Raw genomic sequence first — 5,436 nt, forward strand, 5'->3', positions numbered from 1 at the left:
ACATTGATTGATACGACAGAATATGATTTTGACGGCGCGGTTAAGCTTGTAAAAGGCTTAATTCTTGAAAAAACGGAGGGCTGAAATATGCTATATAAATTTTTAAGCGGTTTAGCAAAAGGCGTTACACACTGTATTTTCAGAGTAAAAGTAGTGGGCAAGGAAAATGTTCCGAAAGACGGCGGTATGATACTTGCCGTAAACCATAAAAGTAATTGGGATCCGATTTTTGCAGGGGCATATTGTCCGCGTCCGCTAAGATTTATGGCAAAAGCCGACTTGTTTAAAAATAAGCTTTTCGGCGGACTTATAAAAAAACTCGGTGCGTTTCCGATACAGCGCGGCAGAGGCGATATAGGTGCTATAAAAGGTGCGTTTTCAATATTAAAAAATAATGACGCAATGCTTATTTTTCCTGAAGGTCACAGAATAAAAAACGGCAAGAGAGTAAAGGCTAAATTGGGTGTTTCGATGATTGCCGTGTATGCCGAAGTGCCTGTCATTCCGCTTTGCATAAGCGGTGAATACAAGCCTTTTCACAAGGTCACAGTAACATTCGGTAAACCTATTACGTTTGAAGAATATTATGGCAAAAAGCCTGATAATGAAACTTTGCAGACACTTGCCGATGAAGTTATGCAGACAATTTATTCGTTTGACAATACAGATATTAAGAAAATCGGAGAACAAAAATGATTAATGTTGCAAAAACGGCAGGATTCTGCTACGGTGTAAAAAGAGCGGTGGACGATGTTTATAAAGAAATCGAAAACGGTAAAAAAATCGCAACGCTCGGACCGCTTATTCATAATAGGCAGGTAATCGAAGATTTGGCGAGCAAGGGCGTGTATGCGTATGACAGTATAGAGGATATTCCGAGTGACCATACGGTTGTTATAAGGGCACACGGAGTGCCGAAAGCTGTTTATGACAAAATGAACGGTCGTGAGTATATTGACCTTACCTGTCCTTTTGTGGCAAAGATACATAAAATTGTATCGAAACATCACAAAGAGGGGTATCAAATTATTATTGTCGGCGATAAAAACCATCCGGAAGTTATTGGAATAAATGGCTGGTGCGATAACAAAGCTGTCATAATTAACGACGTGAAAAGTGAAATTGACGGTAATTTAGCCTCAAAAGACATATGTATTGTAGCACAAACCACAATTAATAGAGATTTTTTTGGTGAAATCGTACAAAATGTAAAAAAAACTTGCAAAAGTACCCTAGTTTTTGATACAATATGTAGTGCGACGAAGGATAGGCAAAAAGAGGCAGACGAACTTTCGAGAAATTCGGACATGATGATTGTAATCGGGGGAAAGGAAAGCTCAAATACAAGAAAGCTGTTTGAAATATCAAAGCGAAACTGTAAACACACCTATCACATCGAAACTTTTGAGGATTTACCTCAAGAAAAAACATATAATAAAATAGGTATTACTGCAGGAGCGTCTACACCCGGCAGTATTATCGAGGAGGTAGTAAAGGCTATGAGTGAAAATTTAAAAAATGAGGAGAACTTTGCAGAACTGTTTGCACAGTATGAAAGTAAAACTCTTAATAACGGGGACATTGTAGAGGGAACAGTTGTAGAAGTTCGCAATAATGAGGTCATCGTTGATTTGGGTGGCTTTAAGTATAACGGACAATTAGCAGCTGATCAGCTTACTGATGACCCTGCACTTAAGCCGTCTGATGTAGTAAAAGAAGGCGATACAATCAAGGTTTACGTTGTAGGCGTAAACGATGCTGAGGGTAAAGTAGTTCTATCAAGAAAGAAATTGGTAGCTATGGAAAGCTGGAACAAAATCAAAGAAGCTTATGAATCAGGCGAGACTTTGGAAGGAAAGATTATAAAGGCTGTTAAGGGCGGTGTTATTGCACTTACAGACGGTTCTCAGGTATTTATCCCTGCACGTCAGGCATCCGGAAGATTTGTACAGGACCTTCAAAGCCTTGTAGGAACAACTGTAAACTATAAGATAATCGAAATCGACGAAAGAAGAAGACGTGTTATCGGTTCAGTCAGAGTTATTCTTGAGGCTGCAAGAAAAGAAAAAGAAGAAAAGTTCTGGGCAGAGGCTGAAGTTGGCAAGAAGTATCAAGGTACTGTTAAGTCACTGACATCATTCGGTGCATTCGTTGACATCGGCGGTGTTGACGGTCTTGTTCACATCAGTGAACTTTCATGGAATAAAATCAAGCACCCTTCAGAAGTTGTTAAAGAGGGTGACGTTCTTGATGTTTACATTAAGGACCTTAACAGAGAAACAAAGAAGATTTCTCTTGGGTTTAAGAAGATTGAGGACAATCCTTGGACAATCGCTCAATCAAAGATTAATGTAGGTGACGTTGTTAAGTGTAAAATAGTTCGTATGATGCCATTCGGCGCATTCGCTGAAATTATGCCTAACGTAGACGGTCTTATCCACATTTCTCAAATTGCTGACAGAAGAATCGGCAAGCCGGAAGATGTTCTTACAATCGGTGAAGAAGTTGAGGCTAAGGTTACAGATCTTAACTGGGACGAAAAGAAGATCAGTCTTTCAATCCGTGCTCTAATTCCTACACCTGAAAAGGAAGAAGAAGTTAAGGAAGAAGAAGCTCCTGTAGAAGACCATAATGCTGAAACACTTGTTTATTCAACAGACCCTGAGGTAGAAGTTGAAGAGGCAATCGAAGTTGAGGCTGACGACGCTGAATAATTCAGAATATTAAAAGGGTATTGCAATGCAATATCCTTTTTTTATGCTTGGTTTTACTTTAATATCCCATTTCCTTGATTTTTGAACGCATTTGTGATACAATAGAAAAAATAATTGGTATATTTTCTGATATATGCAGTTAAGTTTAGTCAGAAAATTCGGAGTAATATGATAAAATAAGAATTTCGGAGGAATAATTTAGTATGAACAAATTAGATGAATTCAAGTATAATGTTGCCGGAAAGAATATAACTGTAATCGGAATCGGCATATCAAATTTGCCGCTTATAAAATATCTTGTGTCACTCGGTGCGAATGTAACGGCTTGTGACAGAAGAAGTGCAGAAGATTTGGGGGAGAATTATACCGAACTTGAGAAGTTGGGCGTAAAGTTCAATCTTGGTGACGGTTATCTTAACAATCTTTCGGGTGATATGATATTTAAAACTCCGGGAATGAGATATGACGTACCTGAACTTTTAAAAGCTAAGGAAAACGGAAGTATCGTAACAAGTGAAATGGAAGTGTTTTTTGAAGTGTGTCCGTCACATATAATTGCCGTTACAGGCAGTGACGGTAAGACAACAACAACGACGCTTATCCATAAAATGATGACTGATGCAGGATACAAAACATGGCTCGGCGGAAATATCGGAAATCCGCTTTTGACTGATACCGAGAAAATGAAAGAAAACGACTGGGTAATTCTTGAACTTTCTTCATTCCAACTTCATACAATGAGAAAATCACCTGAAATTGCGGTTATCACAAACATAAGTCCGAACCACCTTGATATGCACAAAGATTACAAGGAATATATCGACGCAAAGAAAAATATAATGCTTTATCAGAATGAAGGCGATACGCTTATCGTAAATGCAGATAATCAAGTTACGGCAGATATAGGCAAGAGTGCAAACGGTGCGGTCAAGTATTTCTCAAGAAACGGTATGGCTGACGTATATCTTGACGGAAATATTATAAAAAGAGGTATAGTAGAAATACTTAATATCAAGGACATTAAAATACCGGGTATGCACAATGTCGAAAATTATATGGCTGCTATTGCCGCAGTAAGCGGTTTGGTGAGCAAGGAAGTTATAGTGAACGTTGCAAAAACTTTCGGCGGTGTGGAACACAGAATTGAGCTTGTAAGAACACTTGACGGAGTTAAGTATTATAACAGCTCAATAGATTCAAGCCCTAACAGAACGATAAACACTCTAAGAGTATTTCCTAATAAGGTTATAATGATAGCCGGCGGTAAGGATAAGGGCATTCCTTATGACGAAATAGGACCTGCACTTGCCGAACACGTTAAGGTGCTTATATTAATCGGTGCAACATCGGATAAAATTCAAGAGGCGCTTGACGCTGAAATAAATAAGACCGGAAACGGTAAAGATATAGAGGTAATTCGTGCAACGTCTTATGAGGATGCAGTTAATACAGCAAGAAGTAAGGCACATGACGGTGACGTTGTTCTTCTGTCACCGGCAAGTACAAGTTTTGATATGTTCAGAAACTTTGAAGAAAGAGGAAATCTATTCAAGAAAATAGTAAACGAGTTGAATTAATATGAGAAAACTTATAAGAAAATTAAGTGATATGCGTGGTATATCGGGATTTGAATATCGTTTGACAGACCAAATTGCCGATATGTTTAAAAAGTATTGTGATGATGTAAAAATCGATTCTTTAGGCAGTGTGATTGCGGTAAAACGCAGTAATAAACCTAACGCACCTAAATTGATGATTGAGGCACATTGTGACGAAATAGGATTGATTGTCACATCAATTACGGATGAGGGATATTTGACATTCGCGAATGTCGGCGGTGTTGACGAAAGAACACTTCCGTCAACCGAAGTGACTGTACACGGCAAAGAAGATTTGTGGGGAGTAATAGGCATAAAGCCGAATTACTTACTGGAGCAAGGAAAGACAGCCAAATTAAAAGAATTGGCGGTTGATACAGGTTTGAGTGCCGAAAAAGTTAAAGAACTTGCAGCAGTCGGCGACAGTATAACTCTTGCACAGTCTGTAGGCAGACTCGGCAAAAAGCAATTCAGCGGTAAATCGCTTGACGACAGAGCAAGCGTTGCGGCTATAATGCGTGTTATGAAAAATATCAAAGATTTGGATATTGACATTGATGTGTACGCCGTCGCGGCAGTGCAGGAGGAAGTCGGCTGCAGAGGCGGTAAAACCACTGCATACGGCATTAATCCTGATATGGCGGTTGCGATTGACGTGTGTCACGGTATAACGCCTGACAATTCGGATAATGCGTTTGAAGTCGGAACGGGTACTGTTCTTTCGGTAGGTCCTAATCTTCACCCAAAACTTACCAATGAACTTTTTGCGGTATCAAAACGTCACGGAATAAAGGTAAGCACGGACGTTGACGGCGGCAATACAGGTACGGACGCTTGGGAGATACAAGTTGCGTGTGACGGTGTGCCGACGGCACTTATATCAATACCGCTTAAATATATGCACACATCAGTTGAAACTTTGGCAGTTTCAGATGTTAAAGCGACAGTTAATCTGCTGACTGAATTTATAAAAGAACAGAGGGGAGAATTACAATGGCTGAACTTCTGAAAAAAATGTCTGAAATAAATGCCGTAAGCGGAAATGAAAATGATATACGAAATTTGCTAATTGCGGAAATTAAAGATAATGTTGACGATATTATCGTTGATACAATGGGTAATGT

Annotated in this window: 4 protein-coding genes; all 4 read left to right on the top strand. The window is 39.2% G+C overall.

Features of this window, described 5'->3' with window-relative positions; genetic code table 11:
- Positions 1-87 precede the first annotated feature (87 nt).
- The 4 genes from ACLTU0_RS10460 to ACLTU0_RS10475 all read left to right on the top strand — a co-directional run bounded on the left by ACLTU0_RS10460 (position 88) and on the right by ACLTU0_RS10475 (position 5,321).
- Complete coding sequence (locus ACLTU0_RS10460; protein ID WP_412322383.1) at positions 88-696, top strand: lysophospholipid acyltransferase family protein; 609 nt, start codon at positions 88-90, stop codon at positions 694-696.
- Positions 693-2,714, top strand: coding sequence for a bifunctional 4-hydroxy-3-methylbut-2-enyl diphosphate reductase/30S ribosomal protein S1 (locus ACLTU0_RS10465; RefSeq protein WP_022230822.1), 2,022 nt, complete (start codon positions 693-695; stop codon positions 2,712-2,714). The genes ACLTU0_RS10460 and ACLTU0_RS10465 overlap by 4 nt, the downstream gene beginning before the upstream one ends.
- Before the next feature lie 203 nt (positions 2,715-2,917).
- A complete protein-coding gene (gene murD, locus ACLTU0_RS10470) occupies positions 2,918-4,291 on the top strand; it encodes a UDP-N-acetylmuramoyl-L-alanine--D-glutamate ligase (RefSeq protein ID WP_117967886.1) in 1,374 nt (457 codons plus the stop codon).
- A 1-nt stretch (position 4,292) separates the two neighbouring features.
- Positions 4,293-5,321, top strand: coding sequence for a M42 family peptidase (locus ACLTU0_RS10475; protein ID WP_412322384.1), 1,029 nt, complete (start codon positions 4,293-4,295; stop codon positions 5,319-5,321).
- Positions 5,322-5,436 lie beyond the last annotated feature (115 nt).

Origin of the sequence: Hominilimicola sp. (assembly GCF_046972485.1) — a bacterium.
In the GTDB taxonomy this organism is placed as follows: Bacteria; Bacillota; Clostridia; order UBA1381; family UBA1381; genus Hominilimicola; species Hominilimicola fabiformis.